Origin of the sequence: Mesorhizobium sp. M0938, assembly GCF_040319125.1 — a bacterium.
GTDB classification, from domain to species: domain Bacteria; phylum Pseudomonadota; class Alphaproteobacteria; order Rhizobiales; family Rhizobiaceae; genus Mesorhizobium; species Mesorhizobium robiniae.
The window spans coordinates 225,068-244,103 of the sequence record NZ_JAMYNS010000003.1; the positions used below are offsets into that span (position 1 = coordinate 225,068).

16 protein-coding genes and 1 tRNA gene are annotated in these 19,036 nt (G+C 62.6%); 8 read left to right on the plus strand and 9 right to left on the minus strand.

The window, feature by feature from the left end; translation table 11 throughout:
* The first annotated feature begins 24 nt into the window (after positions 1 to 24).
* The 4 genes from betI (at position 25) to betB (ending at position 5,464) form a co-directional block, all read left to right on the plus strand.
* Complete coding sequence (gene betI / locus NKH73_RS06350) at positions 25 to 612, plus strand: choline-binding transcriptional repressor BetI (protein ID WP_352929160.1); 588 nt, start codon at positions 25 to 27, stop codon at positions 610 to 612.
* Complete coding sequence (gene betC, locus NKH73_RS06355; protein WP_352929162.1) at positions 609 to 2,138, plus strand: choline-sulfatase; 1,530 nt, start codon at positions 609 to 611, stop codon at positions 2,136 to 2,138. The genes betI and betC overlap by 4 nt, the downstream gene beginning before the upstream one ends.
* 45 nt (positions 2,139 to 2,183) lie before the next feature.
* Positions 2,184 to 3,836, plus strand: coding sequence for a choline dehydrogenase (gene betA / locus NKH73_RS06360; RefSeq protein ID WP_352929164.1), 1,653 nt, complete (start codon positions 2,184 to 2,186; stop codon positions 3,834 to 3,836).
* Positions 3,837 to 4,000: 164 nt separating this feature from the next.
* Positions 4,001 to 5,464: a betaine-aldehyde dehydrogenase gene (betB, locus tag NKH73_RS06365; RefSeq protein ID WP_352929166.1), complete on the plus strand. Its 1,464-nt coding sequence runs from the start codon at positions 4,001 to 4,003 to the stop codon at positions 5,462 to 5,464.
* On the opposite strand, the gene NKH73_RS06370 is transcribed toward betB, so the two are convergent.
* Positions 5,461 to 6,384, minus strand: coding sequence for a LysR family transcriptional regulator (locus tag NKH73_RS06370; RefSeq protein ID WP_352929168.1), 924 nt, complete (start codon positions 6,382 to 6,384; stop codon positions 5,461 to 5,463). The two genes, betB and NKH73_RS06370, sit on opposite strands and share 4 nt — an antisense overlap.
* A gap of 99 nt (positions 6,385 to 6,483) precedes the next feature.
* Here NKH73_RS06370 and NKH73_RS06375 point away from each other — a divergent pair, with 99 nt between their 5' ends.
* The 3 genes from NKH73_RS06375 (at position 6,484) to NKH73_RS06385 (ending at position 9,600) form a co-directional block, all read left to right on the plus strand.
* The gene (locus NKH73_RS06375; RefSeq protein WP_352929170.1) at positions 6,484 to 7,362 is read left to right on the plus strand and encodes an NmrA/HSCARG family protein; all 879 of its coding nucleotides are present in this window, start codon (positions 6,484 to 6,486) and stop codon (positions 7,360 to 7,362) included.
* Positions 7,363 to 7,786: 424 nt separating this feature from the next.
* Positions 7,787 to 8,257: a YybH family protein gene (locus NKH73_RS06380; RefSeq protein WP_352929172.1), complete on the plus strand. Its 471-nt coding sequence runs from the start codon at positions 7,787 to 7,789 to the stop codon at positions 8,255 to 8,257.
* 116 nt (positions 8,258 to 8,373) lie between these two features.
* A complete protein-coding gene (locus tag NKH73_RS06385) occupies positions 8,374 to 9,600 on the plus strand; it encodes a serine hydrolase domain-containing protein (protein ID WP_352929174.1) in 1,227 nt (408 codons plus the stop codon).
* Between the two features lie 108 nt (positions 9,601 to 9,708).
* On the opposite strand, the gene NKH73_RS06390 is transcribed toward NKH73_RS06385, so the two are convergent.
* Positions 9,709 to 11,229, minus strand: a complete 1,521-nt coding sequence (locus NKH73_RS06390) for a phosphomannomutase/phosphoglucomutase (RefSeq protein WP_352929176.1) — start codon at positions 11,227 to 11,229, stop codon at positions 9,709 to 9,711.
* A gap of 203 nt (positions 11,230 to 11,432) precedes the next feature.
* Here NKH73_RS06390 and NKH73_RS06395 point away from each other — a divergent pair.
* Positions 11,433 to 11,509: transfer RNA gene (locus tag NKH73_RS06395), tRNA-Pro, on the plus strand.
* 267 nt (positions 11,510 to 11,776) lie between these two features.
* On the opposite strand, the gene NKH73_RS06400 is transcribed toward NKH73_RS06395, so the two are convergent.
* The 7 genes from NKH73_RS06400 to NKH73_RS06430 form a co-directional block, all read right to left on the minus strand.
* Positions 11,777 to 12,742, minus strand: a complete 966-nt coding sequence (locus NKH73_RS06400; RefSeq protein WP_352929178.1) for an ABC transporter ATP-binding protein — start codon at positions 12,740 to 12,742, stop codon at positions 11,777 to 11,779.
* 2 nt (positions 12,743 to 12,744) lie between these two features.
* The gene (locus tag NKH73_RS06405; protein ID WP_352929180.1) at positions 12,745 to 13,752 is read right to left on the minus strand and encodes an ABC transporter ATP-binding protein; all 1,008 of its coding nucleotides are present in this window, start codon (positions 13,750 to 13,752) and stop codon (positions 12,745 to 12,747) included.
* A gap of 2 nt (positions 13,753 to 13,754) precedes the next feature.
* Positions 13,755 to 14,672 carry a dihydrodipicolinate synthase family protein gene (locus tag NKH73_RS06410; protein WP_352929182.1) on the minus strand — a complete coding sequence of 306 codons (918 nt, stop codon included), beginning with the start codon at positions 14,670 to 14,672 and terminating at the stop codon, positions 13,755 to 13,757.
* Between the two features lie 16 nt (positions 14,673 to 14,688).
* On the minus strand, positions 14,689 to 15,591 hold the full coding sequence (locus NKH73_RS06415; RefSeq protein ID WP_352929184.1) for an ABC transporter permease: 903 nt from the start codon (positions 15,589 to 15,591) through the stop codon (positions 14,689 to 14,691).
* Positions 15,591 to 16,550, minus strand: a complete 960-nt coding sequence (locus NKH73_RS06420; protein ID WP_352929186.1) for an ABC transporter permease — start codon at positions 16,548 to 16,550, stop codon at positions 15,591 to 15,593. The genes NKH73_RS06415 and NKH73_RS06420 overlap by 1 nt, the downstream gene beginning before the upstream one ends.
* 84 nt (positions 16,551 to 16,634) lie before the next feature.
* On the minus strand, positions 16,635 to 18,221 hold the full coding sequence (locus tag NKH73_RS06425; RefSeq protein WP_352929188.1) for an ABC transporter substrate-binding protein: 1,587 nt from the start codon (positions 18,219 to 18,221) through the stop codon (positions 16,635 to 16,637).
* 40 nt (positions 18,222 to 18,261) lie between these two features.
* Positions 18,262 to 18,975, minus strand: a complete 714-nt coding sequence (locus NKH73_RS06430; RefSeq protein WP_352929190.1) for a FadR/GntR family transcriptional regulator — start codon at positions 18,973 to 18,975, stop codon at positions 18,262 to 18,264.
* Positions 18,976 to 19,036: the final 61 nt, after the last annotated feature.

The window sequence follows — 19,036 nt, forward strand, 5'->3', positions numbered from 1 at the left end:
CTCCTCGCAACAACCGGAGCAAAGATGCCGAAAGTCGGAATGGAGCCGTTGCGCCGCAAGGCGCTCATCGACGCGACGATCTCAGCGATCGGCGAGCGTGGCTCGCTTGATGTGACGATGTCGGAAATCGCCGGGCGCGCCGGCGTGTCTTCGGCACTTGCCCATCACTATTTCGGCGCCAAGGACGAGCTTTTGCTGGCAACGATGCGGCACATCCTGGCCGAGCTGACCGCCGATATGCGGCGCGCGCTGCGCTCGGCCACCACGGCACGCGAGCGCGTTTCGGCCGTGGTCGCCGTCAATTTCTCCGACGCCCAATTCCAGCCGGAAACGATCGCCGCCTGGCTAGCCTTCTATGTCGAGGCGCAGAAATCGGCAGCACTTCGCCGCCTGCTCAGGGTCTATGCGCGGCGCCTGCATTCCAATCTGTTGAGCGGGCTGGCCGGCATCCTGCCGAGAAGCGAAGCCGACCGCGTCGCCGAGGCGACAGCGGCGCTGATCGACGGCCTCTACATCAGGCGCGCGTTGAAGGACGGCGTGCCCAATGCCGCGACCGCGATCGCAGTGATCGAGGACTATCTCGAAACCAAACTCAGCCGGAGCGCGCAGTGACGTCCAAGCGACCCAATTTCCTGATCGTCATGGTCGATCAGCTCAACGGAACGTTGTTTCCGGATGGGCCGGCGGACTTCCTGCATGCGCCGCATCTGAAGGCGCTGGCGGCGCGTTCGGCGCGCTTCAAAAACAACTACACCGCCTCGCCGCTGTGCGCGCCGGGCCGCGCCGCGTTCATGAGCGGCCAGTTGCCGTCGCGCACCGAGGTCTATGACAATGCCGCCGAATTCGCCTCGTCGATCCCGACCTACGCGCATCATCTGCGCGCCGCCGGCTACTACACCTGCCTCTCCGGCAAGATGCATTTCGTCGGGCCGGACCAATTGCACGGCTTCGAGGAGCGGCTGACCACCGACATCTATCCTGCCGATTTCGGTTGGACGCCGGACTATCGCAAGCCCGGCGAGCGGATCGACTGGTGGTATCACAATCTCGGTTCTGTCGCCGGCGCCGGTGTCGCCGAAATCACCAACCAGATGGAGTATGACGACGAGGTCGCCTTCCACGCGGTGCAGAAGCTCTATGATTTCGCCCGCGTCTCCGACGATGCTTCGCGCCGGCCGTGGTGCCTGACGGTTTCCTTCACCCACCCACATGACCCCTATGTCGCCCGGCGGCGCTATTGGGATCTCTACGAGAACTGCCCGGCGCTCGAGCCGGAAGTGGGCTTCATTGCCTACGGCGAACAGGATCCGCATTCGCAGCGGCTTTATCGCGCCAGCGATTACGACAGTTTCGACATCACGGGCGACCAGATCCGCCGCGCGCGGCGCGGCTATTTCGCCAACATTTCCTATCTCGACGACAAGGTCGGCGAGTTGCTGTCGGTGCTCGAGCGGACGCGCATGCTTGAGGACACGACCATTCTGTTCTGCTCGGATCACGGCGACATGCTCGGCGAGCGCGGCCTGTGGTTCAAGATGTGCTTTTTCGAGGGCTCGGTGCTGGTGCCGCTGATGATCGCAGGGAAAGACATCCCAGCCGCCCTGATCGCCGCGCCGGTCTCCAATCTCGATGTGGCGCCGACGCTTTGCGACCTCGCCGGCATCGACATGAGCGCGATTGCGCCATGGACCGACGGCCAGTCGCTGCTACCGCTGCTCGACGGCAAGACCCGCACCGCACCGGTGCTGATGGAATATACGGCCGAAGGCTCCAATGCGCCGATGGTGGCGATCCGCGAGGGCCGCTTCAAATTCATCCATTGCGAGATCGATCCGCCGCAACTGTTTGATCTTGAATCGGATCCGCGGGAATTGACCAGTCTCGCCGCCGACCCGGCTCATGCGGCTTTGGTTGCTGCGTTCACCGACAAGGTCCGGGCACGCTGGGACATGGCCGCTTTCGACGCCGCCGTCCGCGCCAGCCAGGCGCGCCGCTGGGTGATCTATCCGGCGTTGCGTAACGGCACTCACTACCCTTGGGAATTCCAGCCGTTGCAGAAGGCGTCGGAACGCTACATGCGCAACCACATGAATCTCGACACGCTCGAAGAGCAGAAGCGCTTTCCACGAGGCGAATGATGACACTTGTTCCCTCGCTCGCTGATTTCATGGCGCGTATGAACCATGCTTGAGGCGGATTTCGTCATCATCGGCTCCGGCTCGGCCGGCTCGGCCATGGCCTACCGGCTGTCGGAGGACGGCAAGCATTCGGTGATCGTCATCGAATTTGGCGGCAGCGACGTCGGGCCGCTGATCCAGATGCCGTCGGCGCTGTCGATCCCGCTCAATATGAGCCTCTACGACTGGGGCTTTGCCAGCGAGCCGGAGCCGCATCTCGGCGGCCGGGTGCTGGCGACGCCACGCGGCAAGGTCATCGGCGGCTCGTCCTCGATCAACGGCATGGTCTATGTGCGCGGCCACGCCCGCGACTTCGATCACTGGGCCGAACAGGGCGCGGCCGGTTGGGGGTTTGCCGACGTGCTCCCCTACTTCAAGCGCATGGAAGACGCCAACGGCGGTGAGAATGGCTGGCGCGGCCACGGCGGTCCGCTGTCCGTGCAGCGTGGCTCGCGGACCAATCCGCTCTACGGCGCCTTTGTCGAGGCAGGCCGTCAGGCCGGCTTCGAGCTGACCGATGACTATAACGGCGCGAAGCAGGAAGGCTTTGGGCCGATGGAGCAGACCATTCGCGGCGGTCGCCGCTGGTCGGCCGCGAGCGCCTATCTCAAGCCGGCGTTGAGGCGGAAAAACGTGAGCCTGGTCAAGGGCTTCGCCCGGCGGGTGATCATCGAGAATCAACGCGCCACCGGCGTCGAGATCGAAACGCGCAAACGGATTCAGGTGGTCAAGGCGCGACGTGAAGTGATCGTTGCCGCCTCCTCGATCAATTCGCCCAAGATCCTGATGCTGTCCGGCATCGGCCCCGCCGAACATCTCAGGGAATTCGGCATTCCGGTGGTCGCCGACCGGCCCGGCGTCGGCCGCAACCTGCAGGACCATTTGGAGCTCTATATCCAGCAGGAATCGACACAGCCTATCACGCTGAATTCGGTGCTGAACCCGTTCTCCAAGGCGCTGATCGGCGCGCAATGGCTGTTCTTCAAGTCGGGTCTGGGCGCAACCAATCATTTCGAGGCGGCTGCCTTCGTGCGCTCGCGCGCCGGCGTCGACTATCCCGACATCCAGTATCATTTCATCCCGGCGGCGGTTCGCTATGACGGCAAGGCGGCGGCGAAGGCGCACGGCTTCCAGGCGCATGTCGGGCCGATGCGATCGAAGTCGCGCGGTTCTGTCACGCTGCGCTCACCCGACCCCAAATCGAAGCCGGTGATCCGCTTCAACTACATGTCGCATCCCGACGACTGGACCGAGTTCCGCCACTGCATCCGGCTGACGCGCGAGATCTTCGGCCAGTCGGCATTCGACCTCTATCGCGGCGAGGAGCTCTCGCCGGGCTCGCATGTGCAGTCGGATGACGATCTCGACGCCTTCATCCGCGATCACGCCGAGAGCGCCTATCATCCTTGCGGCACCTGCAAGATGGGTCGCGCCGATGATCCGATGAGCGTCGTCGATCCGGAATGCCGTGTCATCGGCGTCGAAGGGCTGCGGGTCGCCGATTCCTCGATCTTCCCGCGCGTCACCAACGGCAATCTCAACGCGCCGTCGATCATGACAGGCGAAAAGGCTGCCGACCACATTCTCGGCCGCGCGCCGCTGGCGCCGTCCAACCAGGAACCATGGATCAATCCGCGCTGGCAGGTCTCAGATCGATAGAACGACGTGCGTCCATTCGGACGCACAAGCGCTCTATCGCTTTTTAGTCCTCGCATCGTGCTTTCCGAAAATCGATTCCGATTTTCGGGCCGATGCGATAGATCATGATCCGGCGGACTGTTCGCCTGCTCGTCCCTGGCGAAAGACGATTTGGAGAAGCTCGCATGCGCGCACAGCCAACGGCATCGCACTATGTCAACGGACGCTACATCGACGACGAGCAGGGTGCGCCGCTGCCGGTCATATACCCGGCAACCGGCGAGACCATCGCGATGCTGCGTTCCGCGACGCCAAACGTGCTGGAACTCGCCATCGAAGCAGCGCGCGCAGCACAACCGGCCTGGGCGCGGCTGAAGCCGGTCGAGCGCGGGCGCATCCTGCGCCGTGCCGCCGACATCTTGCGCGCGCGCAATGCCGATCTCGCCCGCATCGAGACGCTTGATACCGGCAAGGCGATCCAGGAGACGCTGGTGGCCGATGCGCCATCGGCAGCCGACTGCCTCGAATATTTCGGCGGCGCCGTCGCTGCCTATAATGGCGAGGCCTTCGATCTCGGCGGACCCTTTGCCTATACGAGGCGCGAGGCGCTGGGCGTCTGCGTCGGCATCGGTGCCTGGAACTATCCGATCCAGATCGCCGGCTGGAAATCGGCACCCGCACTCGCCATGGGCAACGCCATGGTGTTCAAGCCGTCGGAGAACACGCCGCTGTCGGCGCTGGCTCTGGCCGAAATCTATACCGAGGCCGGCCTGCCCGATGGGCTGTTCAACGTGGTGCAAGGCTATGGCGATGTCGGCGCCGGCCTCGTCGAGCACGATATCGTCGCCAAGGTCTCGGTGACAGGTTCGGTGCCGACCGGCCGCAAGGTGCTGTCGCTCGCCGGTTCGAAGATGAAGCACGCCACGATGGAGCTTGGTGGCAAGTCGCCGCTGATCGTCTTCGACGATGCCGATCTCGAAAACGCCATTGGCGGCGCCATGCTCGGCAATTTCTATTCGACCGGCCAGATTTGCTCCAACGGCACGCGCGTCTTCGTGCAGAAGGGCATCCACGACCGTTTCGTCGAACGTCTGGTCGAGCGGACCAAGACGATCCGTATCGGCGATCCACTCGACCAGGAAACACAGATGGGGCCGCTTGTCTCCAAGGCCCAGCACGAGAAGGTGATCGGCTATATCGAGGCCGGCAAGCAGGACGGCGCTGTGCTCGCCTGCGGCGGCAATGTGCCTTCGCTGCAGGGCTTCCAGGGCGGCTTCTTCGTCGAGCCGACGGTCTTCACCGGCGTCACCGACGCAATGCGCATCGCGCGCGAGGAAATTTTCGGGCCTGTCATGAGCGTGCTGAAATTCGACGGCGAGGACGAGGTGATCGAGCGCGCCAACGACACCGAGTTCGGCCTTGCCGCGGGTGTGTTCACGCGCGACCTGCCGCGCGCCCACCGCGTTATCGCCGAGCTGCAGGCCGGCACCTGCTGGATCAACGCCTACAATCTGACGCCGGTCGAAATTCCGTTCGGCGGCTTCAAGCAGTCGGGAATCGGGCGGGAAAATTCGCTTGCCGCGCTGGCGCTCTATTCGCAGTTGAAGTCGGTCTACGTCGAGACCGGCGACGTGGCGAGCCCCTACTAAGGCTCGCGGCCCTGCTTGTCAGCCGCGGTATTTGCCCGACTGGAAATCCGGTCGGATGCAAGCTCGATGAATGCCTTGACGAGGGGCGAAAGATGCCGGCTGCTCGGATATAGGACATGCAGCCCGCCGACCGGCGTCGTGTGGTCCCGGAGAACGCGGCTCAGCCGCCCCCCATTTATGAAGGGCTCGGCAATGCTGTGCGGCAATTGCGCGATGCCGAAGCCTGCGAGCGTGGCCGCAACGACCGCCTGCATTTCATTGGCGGCGAAGCGCCCGGCCACCGTGACCGTTTCCTGGCCGTGTGGCCCGTCCAGCACCCAATGGGCGCCCGAGGTCGAAGGGCCTGCGATGACGCATTGGTGGTGCGCGAGATCCGCCAGGCGCTCCGGCATCCCATGCCTTGCGAGATAGTCCGGGCTGGCGCAGAGCAGCCTGTGCGTCAAGCCGAGTTTGCGGGCAATCAGCGTCGAATCCTGAAGGATGCCGGTTCGGAAAGCGAGATCTATGCCGTCCTCGACCAGATTGAGCTTGTCGTCGGTCAGCCGGAGCTCGACCTTGGTTTTTGGATACATCGCAAGAAAGTCGACCACGGCCTGGGTGAGGAAATAGCCGCCGAAGCCGACCGGAGCTGAAATGCGGATCGTGCCTGATGGCTCCACTCTTGCTTCGGCGAGGCGCAAATTTGCTTCCTCGAGCGTCCGGAGCGCCTGGCTGCTCTGCTCGTAATAGAGACGCCCGGCATCCGTCACGTTGAGGCTGCGCGTCGTGCGTTGCAGCAGGCGAACTCCAACTTCGCGCTCAAGCGCGGCAACGCGCCGACTGACCGTTGTCTTGGGCATGGCAAGCAGCCGCGCGGCAGCGGTGAAGCTGCCGGCCTCGACAACGCGAGCGAACACGACGATATCGTTGAGGTCAAGCATTGTATCCGTATCTGGGACAAAGTTTTCCAATTATAGGCAATTATGCATCAATGCGACAAACCCTAATTTTGCTCCATCGGAAAAAGAAGGAGCAAACACATGACTGCCAAACGAAGCATTCTGGTTACCGGAGCCACAGGACAGCAAGGCGGCGCGGTTGCGCGTGCCTTGCTGTCGAAGGGACATCGCGTCAAGGCACTGACCCGCAAGCCGGACAGCGATGGCGCACGGCTGCTGGCGTCGGCGGGTGTTGAAATCGTGACTGGCGATCTCGGTGACTCGGCTTCCGTCGTGGAGGCAGCACGCGACGTCGACACCATGTTCCTGATGGGCAACAGCTACGAGGCTGGCCTGGCAGAGGAAACCCGCCAAGGGATTTTAGCCGCCGATGCAGCCAAGGCTGCCGGCATCGGACATCTGATCTATTCGTCCGTTGCCGATGCCAACAAGAAAACTGGCATCCCGCATTTCGAAAGCAAATATCTTGTCGAGCAACATGTCGCCGGGCTCGGCATCCCCTACACCATCAGTGCGCCGGTCGCATTCATGGAGAACATCGTCGCGCCGTGGTCGATCGGCGCGCTCAGCCAGGGCACGTACGCTTTCGCGATGCCTGCCAAACGCCTCCTCCAACTGGTCGCCCTGGCGGACATCGGGGCCTTTGTCGCCGCACTGGCCGAGCGACGCGAGCGCGTGTTCGGCAAGCGTTTCGATATTGCAGGAGACGAACTGTCCGGCGAAGACCAGGCGAAGATCCTGTCGCAGGCCATCGGCCGCCCGATCAACTATCAGGAAATTCCGATCGCGGTGGCCCGCCAGCAAAGCGAGGACGCGGCGCTGATGTTCGAGTGGTTCGACCGCATCGGCTACGATGTCGATATCGCGGCCTTGCACCGAGATTTCCCGGAGGTCCGCTGGCACAGTTTTGCCGACTGGGCGCGGAGATTCGACTGGAGCGTTCTTGGGCAGGCTTCGTAAGCCCGCCTGAGTTGCCGTTGTGAAGTCCGGCGAGAGCGGATCAGCGGCAAGCTGGGCTCCGCTTCCTTGCCGGGCCTTCTCGCCACGATGTTATAAGCCCTGAACCTAAAAAGTCTGGTTATAGGCGCCGACTTCCGGGCTGCGGCGCAATACGGCGGCTCCGTAGCCGCGGCGAGATGGCGATCCGTCTTGCCGGTCTACGATCCGCGCCATCCCGATCCTTCTCTGCCCATCATGTAACCGCTGCGACACGTCGCCCGGCGCACGCGGCATCAACTTGAAACGTTCTATCGCCTATCCTGATCGGTGCGGGAGAGGGTCCACGGCTATCTCACCAAGCGCATCTGCGTTCCCGGCATACTATTTCGCAACTCGTGGTCGACAGGCGTCGAGCGCGAGGTGCTACAGCTTCGATGAGAGATCAATGTCTTACTGCCGCCCTCTATTGCTCGCCTGCCTCTTGATAGTGGGCGCGGCTTTGCCTGCATCCGCCGAAGCGGAGGCGGACAAGGCGACAATAACGGAGCGGCTGCAGCGGTGGGCAGCGGCTTTCAATGCTCGGGATGCCGGCGGCATCTGTGACCTGTTCGCAGACAAACTGATCTCGACAGTTCCGGGCGCCCTGGACAGCGGTCGCGACGCGGTTTGCGGTCGTTTGGCCGCCCTGCTGGCCAAACCCGATCTTCAATTTCATTACCAGCCCGACATCCGTGAAATCATCGTGTCCGGTGACATTGCAGTGGTCCGGTTGTTCTGGACCCTCACCACTAAGCGAGGGGATCACCGCGAAGTCAGCAAAGAAGCTGGGATGGACATCTTCGAAAGGCAGCCGAGCGGGACTTGGTCCATCATTCGTTTCGTCGCCTTCACGGTCGAACCAACGTCTCCTCCGTAAACGCACGCCCACGCCGCGCCAACGCCTGTGACTAGACAGACCGCCTTGCCGATGTAGGAAATCGCCGATCGGGCGGAATGACCTGCAGCACGAAGTCAGCCGAGGGGAGTTAGCAAATGTTCAAAGTGGGAACTGCCGGGTTGTGGATCGGCGCGAGTGTTGTGCTGTTGACCACATTCGGGGTGAACGCTGAGCCGAGCCGCTCCGAAAAGGTCCAGGCGGCGCTGGAAACCTGGCTTGCGGAGCGGACCCCTATAGAAAAGACAACGGGCGTCGCGGCTTATATCAGCTTTGGCGATCCGGGGCCGGCCATCGAAGCCTTCGCCGGCAAGACCGGGCGCGCTCCGTCTGATCCACCCATCAATCAGGATACGCTGTTTCACATGGGGAGCACGTCGAAGTCGTTTGCCGCGGCCGTAATCCTCAAGCTCGAAGCACAAGGGAAACTCTCACTCGACGACACCGTCGGCAAATGGCTCCCGGAGTACCCGGCCTGGAAGGACGTCAACATCCGGCGGCTTCTCAACATGACGAGCGGCATTCCCAACTATTCAGAAACTGAAATGCTTTCGCGTGTGTGGGTGAACGAACCCAACCGTGATTTGAGCGCCGAGGAGCTGGTCAAGGCTGTCTATCCGACAGGAACCGATGATCTCCCGGTGACCGACGGCTACCACTACTCCAACACGAATTACATTCTCGCCGGCATGATAGCCGCGAAGGCAACTGGCAAGCCCTACCGGGATTTGGTGCATGAGTTCGTGATCAACCCAGTCGGACTCCATTCCACCTTCTACGAGAGCGGCACCTATCCGGAGCCCGTCATGGAGCGCTTGGCTCATGGCTATTTCGAGAATCCTGCGTGCGCAGACTATCAGCCAAAAGACTGCAAGGAATCCTGGAACCTGCCGATGGTCGGGCGCGACATTCGCGCAACGAGCCAATCCTGGGCGCAAGCGGCTGGCGGGGCGATCTCAAGTTCGCGCGATGTGGATAGGTGGATCCGAACCATCTTCTCGGGCCGCTTCGTACCGCCAGAGCAGCAGGCCGAATGGCTGAAGATGGTCTCTACGAAAACCGGCGAGCCAATTGCGGAAGTTTCCGCCGATGACCCGCGCGGCTTTTCATTGGGCCTGATCCGAGCGATTCTTGGACCTTATGGCGCGCACTGGTTCTATGAAGGCGAAACGCTGGGGTATCGAACGCTCTATGTCTGGTTTGCCGAAGACGACATCATGATAACGGTCCAGACCAATTCGCAACCCGCGGACGGTACGGACAAGATCAGCGACGCGGTCATCGCTCTTTACGAAGCCGTCAAGCCCGACCAGGCCGCCAAATAGTCTCAGAACTAACGCCGCCGGAAGGTCGGATTTCACAGTCCTGTTTGCGCCCTGGCGTTTCAAAGGCGCCACCGCCGCCGCTGTGAACGTCCGGCGCTCTAGGCTAATCTAGAAAGTCTGGTTGTAGGCGCCGACCTCCGGGCTGCGGCGCAATACGGCGTCGACGGCCTCGAACATCTGCCGGCGCCGCTCCGACGACACCGGGCTCTCGACCACGACGACGAGCTCCGGCTTGTTCGACGACGCCCGCACCAGGCCCCAGGTGCCGTCCTCTGCAACGACGCGAACGCCGTTGACGGTGATCAGGTCGGCGATCTTCTGGCCAGCGAAGATAGCGCCATCCTGCTTCATGGCCTGAAAATCGGAAACGACGCGCTTGACCACGCCGTATTTCAGTTCGTCGGCGCAGTGCGGCGACATGGTCGGCGTGCCGAAGGTCAGCGGCAGGGCGCGATAGAGATCGGCCATGCTGCTGCCCGGGCTGCGATCCAGCATCTGGCAGATGGCGATGGCTGTGATCAGACCGTCGTCATAACCGCGCCCGATCGGCGGGTTGAAGAAGAAATGACCGGATTTCTCGAAACCGGCGATGGCGCCGAGCTCGGCCACGCGCCGCTTGATGTAGGAGTGACCGGTCTTCCAATAATCGGTGACGGCGCCATCGGCGCGCAAGACGGCGTCGGTGTTGAACAGCCCGGTCGACTTGACGTCGACGACGAAGGTCGAGCCCGGATGCAGTCGCGCGATATCGCGGGCGAGCATGACGCCGACCTTGTCGGCGAAGATCTCGTTGCCTTCATTGTCGACCACGCCGCAGCGGTCGCCATCGCCGTCGAAGCCAAGTCCGACATCGGCTCCTGTCTCCAGCACCTTGTCGCGGATCGCGTGCAGCATCTTCATGTCTTCGGGATTGGGGTTGTAGTTCGGAAACGTATGATCGAGCTCGACATCGAGCGGGATCACTTCGCAGCCGATCCGCTCCAGCGCCTCGGGCGCGAAGGCGCCGGCAGTGCCGTTGCCGCAGGCGGCAACCACTTTGAGCTTTCTCGATATGCGCTTGTCGCGTGTCAGGTCGTCCAGATAGGTTTTGCGGAAATCCGCAACGAAGTCATAGGAGCCGCCGCCGATCAGGTCGAAGTCGCCCGCAAGCACGATCGTCTTCAAAGCGCTCATTTCCTCCGGACCGAACGTCAGGGGACGCGCGGCCCCCATCTTGACGCCGCTCCAGCCATTCTCGTTGTGCGAAGCGGTGACCATGGCGACGGACGGCGTGTCGAGCGCGAACTGAGCGAAATAGGCCATCGGCGACAGCGCCAGTCCGATATCCCTAACCCGCGCGCCGGCGGCCATCAGTCCGGAAACCAGCGCCAGCTTGATCGCCAGCGAATAGGAACGGAAATCATGCCCGGTGACGATATCCGGTCCCGCGCCCAAGCGCCGGATCAGCGTGCCGAGCCCCATGCCGAGCGCCTGGACACCGATCAGGTTGAGCTCCGGCGGCTCAGCCGAGGCCGGGTGGCCGAACCACCAGCGCGCATCATATTCACGAAAGCCGGACGCCTTGATCAGCGCCGAGGTTTCAAACTCGAAGGTGTTGGGACGGGCTTCACTAACGATCTTCAGGGGCAAGACAGCAACTCCAAGCGGCTGGATTCAGAGTGGTTTCAACTGAGGTGGCCGGTGCCTATAACACGAGCCCTTAAACGGTGTTTACCCCCAGCAAACTGAAACCTGTATGACGTTAAGGCGAAAGCGGAAGAAATGCGACAGAAGCGCTGCCATTGGCGCTTGCAGGAACGAAGTGCGGCGGCTATAAGCCCGCGGTCTGGTCACGGAGTGTAGCGCAGCCTGGTAGCGCACATCGTTCGGGACGATGGGGTCGCAGGTTCAAATCCTGCCACTCCGACCAGAAAAAACAAATATTTAGCGTTTCCCGAAATTCGCCATTTACCTGAGCCCGGCAGAACGCAGCGTCAATGGACGCTGATATCGAGGTTCTGCTTCAGAGCCAGTTTCGGCTATGGTGAGAACATCGATTTCACTGTCGCGATCAACGCGGCGTTCAAGCTCGCCACACCGTGGATTCGCTGATCGCACGGCTCGAACTGGCCCCGGCAACCGGCTTTCCCCATGGTAGTAGATGGCTTCGGCTGCCTGTCGTGACCGACAATCGGCTTTAGTCGATGTCGTCGCGAATGCAGGCCTTCAGATGGCCATCGGACGTTGCCCGCAGCGGCGGGACGATGCCGGCACAAGCGTCCAGGGCAACCGGGCAACGGGTTCGGAAAACACAGCCGGTCGGCGGATTTGCGGGGCTTGGAATGTCGCCCTTCAGCACCTGCCGGCTCTGCTTGGCCATTGGGTCGAGCGACGGAATGGCCGAAAGCAATGCCCGCGTATAGGGATGCTGCGGCCGGGCATAGAGCGCGGCCGCCGGCGCAACTTCCATGATGCGCCCAAGATAGAGAACGATCACCGTGTCGCAGATATATTCGACGACGGCCAGGTCATGCGAAATGAACAGCATGGTCAGGCCGAGCCGGACCTGCAGGTCGCGCAAAAGATTTATGATTTGCGCCTGGATGGAGACGTCGAGGGCAGAGACCGGCTCGTCGGCGACGATGAATTCGGGTTCGAGCGTAAGCGCCCGGGCGATGCCGATGCGCTGACGCTGCCCGCCCGAAAATTCGTGGGCGTAGCGGTCATAGGCATCGGTAGGCAACTCGACCGCGGCAAGTGCCTTCTCGGCCCTCGCCCGCCGCTCGGGCCTGTTGCCGATGCCCTGAATATCCAGGCCTTCGGTCAGGATCTGCCCGATGGTCATGCGCGGCGAGAGGCTGGCGAACGGATCCTGGAAAATATACTGCATCTTGCGGCGCTGGCGAGCCAGCGGGCCGGCGCTCAGCTTGGTGATATCGACGCCGTCAAAGCTGATTTCGCCCGACGTCGGCTCGATGAGACGCAGCACCGAGCGGCCGATCGTGGTCTTTCCCGACCCGGATTCGCCAACGAGTCCGACCACCTGGCCACGCGCGATATCGAAGGAAATATCTTCCAGCGCCCTGACGACGGGACCGCGCGAGAATGCCGTCGGCGCAAAATGCTTGGTCAGGTTCCTGACCGAAAGGAAGGGGGCGTCCACTGTCAGAGATCCTCCCAGCGCAAACAACGACTTTGCTGGGTCGGTGTCGCCGCGAACAATGGCGGTACCGCAGCGCGGCAGGCATCGACAGCCAGGGCACAACGCGGCGCGAAAGAGCAGCCCTTGGGCAGCAAGGCCAGCGACGGAACATTGCCGGCGATAGTCGGAAGCGGCGTTCCTGCTGCCTTCAGCGTGGTGGCCTGGCCAAGCCGTGGCACCGAACGCATCAGCCCGGCGGTGTAGGGGTGACGCGGACGGGTGAACACCTCGCTCACCGGACCAGATTCCACGATGCGCCCGGCATACATCACCGCGACCCGGTCGGCGATCTCGGCAACCACGCCGAGATTATGTGTGACGAACAGGATGCCCATGCCGCGCTGCGCTTGCAGCTCGGCCAGCAGGTCGAGAATCTGGGCCTGGATGGTGACATCCAGAGCGGTGGTCGGCTCGTCGGCGATCAGCAAGGTCGGATTGCAGGACAAGGCCATGGCGATGGTGGCGCGCTGGCGCATCCCTCCCGACAGCTCATGCGGGTATTGCCGCGCCCGCCGATCGGGATCGGGGATACCAACCTGAGCCAGCAGCCGCACCGCGTCGGCGGCGGCATCGCGGTGCGACTTGCCGAGATGGATGCGGATCGGCTCGGCGATCTGTTCGCCGATCGTGTAGACCGGATTGAGGCTGGTCATCGGCTCCTGGAACACCATGCCGATGTCGTTGCCGCGCACCTTGCGCAGCGATTCAGGATCGAGGCCGGTCAGCTCGGTGACTGTGCCGTCCCTGCGGCGCAGCGCGATCGATCCCTCGGCGATGCGTCCGATCTTCTTCGGCAGCAGGCCGATGATCGACAGGCTGGTGACGGACTTGCCCGATCCGGACTCGCCGACGAGCGCGACCGTTTCACCCGATCCGATCGTCAGATCGACGTCCTGCACGGCGGCGATGTCGCGTCCGGCGATACGGAATACCGCCCGCAGACCGGAAATCGAGAGGATCGGAGCGTCCACGGTCAGCGCAACAAGCCGACGTCGCGAAGGATGATTTCGACCTTTGCGGTCTCCTCGTCGTTCAAGCTGCGTTGCGGCCGCGCCATGGTGTTGGAGGCGATGATGCCGAGGCTCTTCATTGCGGTCTTGAAGGCGCCGACGCCGGCCGAGCCGGCGCTTGTCCTGCCGAGCGAGATCCAGACGATCTCGAACAGCTTCAACAGCCGCTCCTGCTCCAGGCGGGCTTCGGCGTACTGACCCGCCTGCATCAGGTTCCACAGCTTGACGTAGCCGTGCGGATCGACATTGGCGAGGCCCGGCACGACACCATGCGCGCCCATGGCAAGCACGCTGTCGACCAGGATCTCGGACCCGGTCATGCCGAAAAAATCAGAGTCGTTGGCCATGTCCTTGAGCACATAACGCAGATTGCCGTCATCGCCGCTGGAATCCTTGATGCCGGCGATAACGCCCTCATGGGCAAGGGCGACGGTGGTCTTACGCTCCAGCTTGACGTGGACGCAGACCGGGATGTCGTAGGCGATGATGGGAATGTCGACCGCATCCTTGATATAGCGGAAGTGATCGCCGATCTCGGGCTGGCTGGTGCGGGTATAGAAGGGCGCTGTGACTACAACGGCGTCGGCGCCGGCCGATCTGGCTATCCGGGCATGGTTGATGACACGATCGGTTGTCGGGTCGATGACCCCGGCAAAGATCGGCACGCGGCCATTGTTGACCTCGACCGCGTGCTCGATAATCGCTCTGCGGCCAGCCTCGTCATGGAAGACGACCTCGCTGGTCGAGCCGAGCACGAAGAGCCCATGAACGCCGCCGTCGAGCAGGTTCTCGATCGTTCGCGTGAACGACGGGAAGTCGACACTGAAATCGGCATGAAGCGGGGTGACGACAGGTGGCACGACGCCGGTAAACAGGGGCATTTTGAAAACCTTCAGGTCAGTTGAGATCGGAACGGGGGTCGAATGCATCGCGCAGGCCATCGCCGATGAAGTTGATGGCCAGGACGGTGAGCACGAGTACGGCGCCGGGAAACATCCATTGCCAGGGATATTGTTCGAGCACCACGGTGGAGCGGGCGAGATTGAGCATGTTGCCCCAGCTGGCTTCGGGTGGCGCGATGCCGAGGCCGAGGAAGGAGAGGCCGGCTTCGAGCAGGATGGCGTTGGCGATCTGCAGCGTGGCGTAGACGACAAGAATGTCGATGCAGTTCGGCAGGCCGTGACGGAACAGGAGATGCGGCAGTCCCGCCCCCATGCCGCGGGCGGCGACGACGAAGTCGCGCTCGCGCAATTCGAGCAGCCGGGCGCGCACCATGCGCGACAGCACCGGCCAGGAGAGCAGCGAGATCACCAGAATGGTCGGTGCAATGCCGGTGCCGGCAATCGAAGCGAGCACGAGCAAAAAGATCACCGGCGGCAGCGTCATTGCGAGGTCGACGAAGCGCATCACCGTGCCGTCGACAACACGCCCGCCAAAGCTGGCGACGGCGCCGACCAGAAAGCCGATGACGATCGAGATGGCGACGGAGCAGACGGCGACCAGTAGCGAGACCCGCCCGCCTTGCAGCAACCGGGCCATGACGTCGCGGCCGACGCCATCGCTGCCCAGCCAATGAATGGCGGACGGTCCCTTGTTGATCGCCCTGAGATCGATGGCGTTGGGGCTGAACGGCCACCATAAAGGATAGGTCGAAACCGCCAGCAGGATGGGGACGACGATAAGCAGACCGGCGCGCGCCGCACGATTCTCGAAGAAGCGGTCGAGCGCGCGGCGGAGCGGTCCTTTGGTTTGCGGCACGGCTGTCGGTTCGACTGTCGGGTCTGGCGCGGTGATCGTCATCACGACACCTGAATGCGCGGGTCGACGACGGCATAGACAATGTCGGTCAGGAGATTGACCAGAATGACGCAAATGCCGATTACCAGAGTGGCGCCCATGATCACCGGGTAATCCCGTGTGCCTACGGCGTTGACCAGCAGCAGGCCCATGCCCGGCCAGTTGAACACGCTTTCGAGGAAGATGGCGCCGCCGATCGCGATGCCGACTGTTGATCCGATCAGGGTGATGACAGGCAAAAGCGCATTGCGAGTCGCGTGCTTGATGATCACCCAGAATTCGCGCACCCCCTTGGCACGCGCGGTCCGCACATAGTCCTGGTTGAGCACTTCCAGCAGCGACGCGCGCATGTAGCGCATGATCAGCGCGGCGTGTCCGATGGACAATAGGCAGGCGGGCAGCACGAGGTGCGCGAGCACGTCCGATACGGAAAAAGGTGCGCCGGCGGTCTGCATGCCGCCAGATGGCGCCCAGCGCAGCAACACCGAGAAAAAATACAATCCGAGAAGTGCCGTCAGAAAAGCCGGGCTGGAGATGCCTATGAAAGAAACCACCGACAGCGCGATGTCGGGCAGCGCGTTGCGGCGGACGGCGCTGAAGATGCCGGCGGAAATGCCAAGCACGATGGCGATGGCCAGGCCGGTGCCCATCAGGAGCGCGGTTGGGCCGATGCGCTCCATGACCAGCGGCAGCACGGCAACGCCGCTGCGCTGGATCGAATAGCCGAAGTCGCCGCTGAGTGCTGCGCGAAGCCAGGCGAGATATTGCACGGGAAGCGGCTGGTCGAGCCCAAGCCGGTCACGCAGGACTTCGAGGTCGGACGCAGACATCGGGCTGGACGGGTTGATATAGGCGTCGATCGGATCGCCGGGCGCCAGTCGCAGAAGGACGAAGATGAGGACGCTCAAGGCGACCAGCATCAACAGTCCTGTAGCGCTGCGGCGGGCAATGAAACTCAGCATTGGCGGTCCGTAGTGATGGAGAGCGGAGCCGGCATGGTGCCGGCCCCTTTCACGGCGGGGCCGGCAGCGGCCCGCCAGGCGTTTTTACTGGATGTCCCAGCGTTCCGGATGAGCCGCATAAGGACCGCCGGCCGGCGCCGGCGTCCAGACAAAGTCACGCAGCTTGTTGGAGGCGACGCCATAGCGGTTGGCCACCCATAATGTCGCCCAGGGCACATCCTTGTTCATCACCTTGCAGACTTCCTGCCAGGATTGATCGATCTTGGCCGGGTCGGTCTGGCCGAGCGCGGCGTCCAATGCAGCGCTCAGATCGTCGAACTCGATGCGCATGGTGTTGAAGCCTGCCGGCGGAATCTGGGACTTGTTGAGACCAGGGCTGATGCCGGCCGGATTCGGACCGTTCTGCAGGCCGGCATAGACCATCGCGAATGCGTTCCAGTCCGGCGTACCTTCCTTGTAGACGATGCCGTTGTAGGTCGGCGTATCGACGACACGCGGCACAACATTGATCCCGACCTCGGCCAGCATCGACTGGATGGCGGCCATCACATTGGCCGCTTGCGGCGAGCCATAATAAGTCAGCAAGGTGATGGGCTTGTCGCCGTTGATCTTGTCCCAACCCGCCTCAGCAAGCAGAGCCTTGGCCTTTGCCGGATCGTAAGCGTAGGGTTCGAGGCCTTCGGGAAGCAGATGCGGCGCGACGTAGCCGCAATTGGCCGGTTTGGCCGCGCCGCCATAGAGGCTCTCGATGATGGCATTGCGATCGATCGCGTACATGATCGCCTGGCGGACGCGGACATCTCTGAAGAGCTCGACCTTCTGGTTGAGCCCGATGTAGTTGACTACATAAGAAGCGCCCTCGATCACCTTGAAATTGCTGTCGCTTTTGAAGGACACCGCGTCGTCGGGCTCGACATAGGTGAACTGGATCTCGCCGGCGCGCAGCGCGGCAACGGCCGCCGCCGGGCTCTCGAAATACCGGTTGATGAGCACGTCGGCCTTCGGCTTGCCGCCGCGATAGTCGTCATCCGCGGCCAGCTCGACATATTGATCGCTGACATAGCGATTGAATTTGAAGGGGCCGGTGCCGATCGGAGTGGTGGACCACCAAGTACTTGTGGCCAGCGTTTCCGGTGGCATCGCGGCCAGCGCATGCTCCGGCAGGATCATCACCTGCGAGAGAATGGACAGGAAGGAGCCGTTGGGCTTCGACAATTTGACGACGACGGTGCGATCGTCCGGCGCGTCGACCGACGCGATGTCGCCGAGACGCGCGGCAAACAGACTGCCGGACGCTTTGTTCCTGGCGAGCTCAAGCGTGAACTTGACGTCCTTGGATGTGAACGGCTTGCCGTCGTGCCAGCTCTCTTGGACAAGATTGAACGTGTAGGTCAGCTGATCGTCGCTGACCTTGTAGTCCTTGGCCAGATCGCCTTCGAGTTCGGTCAGTTCGGCGTTGAAGATGACCAGCGGTTCGAAATAGGTGCTGAGCCAGGTAAAGCCGCCGGTCGCAGCCAGCGGATTGAAGTTCTTGGGAAAGCCGCCGGGGCCGACGTCGAAGCCGCCGGTTATGGTCTTGGCGTCCTGTGCCTGGACGCTGGTGGCCAGGCTGATGCCGCCGAGCAGCAGCCCGGTGACGGCCAGATGACGAGCTATAGTCTTGATGCGCATGGTTTCCTCCCTTGGCATTGTCAGGTAGTTTGGTGTTGGGTCAGGTCGCTCGGTTTTTGGCGATGACTTGCTGAATCCCCCTGTAGTGATCGTCGAGGCGCTGACGCGCCCGGTCGACATCCTTGGCGGCGACGGCCTCGACGATCTCGTGATGGTCGCGCCACGTCGCCAGCGGTGTCGGATTGTCGAGGCTGGTGAAGTTCGAGGCCTTGTTGAACGCCACCCAGAAGATGTCGATCAGCGCGCTCAGCATGTGATTGTTCTGACAGCGGAACAGCAGCTGATGGAATTGCTGGTCCTCTTCGGCAAAGCTCTCCTGGCGCTCGGCGCGCCGCCGCATGCTTTCGGTCAGCTGGCGCAGCGCGGCGATGTCGTCGGCGCTGATCATCTCGATGGTCTTGGCGATGAGGCCGGTTTCAAGGACGCGGCGGATCTCGCGCAGCTCTTCCACGTCGCGCAACGAATCCTGCAGGCCATATGCCAGATTATCCAGCAAGGGCTTGAACGAGAATTCCTTGACGAACACGCCGATGCCGCGACGCGTCTCCAGGATGCCGATCGACTCCAGCGCCTTGATCGCTTCGCGCACCGAGTTGCGGCCGACGCCGAGCCGCTGCGCCAGGAAGGTCTCCGGAGGCAAGGGATCCCCCGCCTTGAGCTTGTTGCTCTGGATATATTTCCTGAGGCTCTCCTGCACGCTGACGTGAAGCAGCGGCGGTCGGGTCAGCGGCTCGATGGACTTGGGTTCCGACATTTTGCTCCCAGCGCCGCTGCAATTGCGCCCGATGGCGCGTTGTAAAGCGGTCGATGCTTGT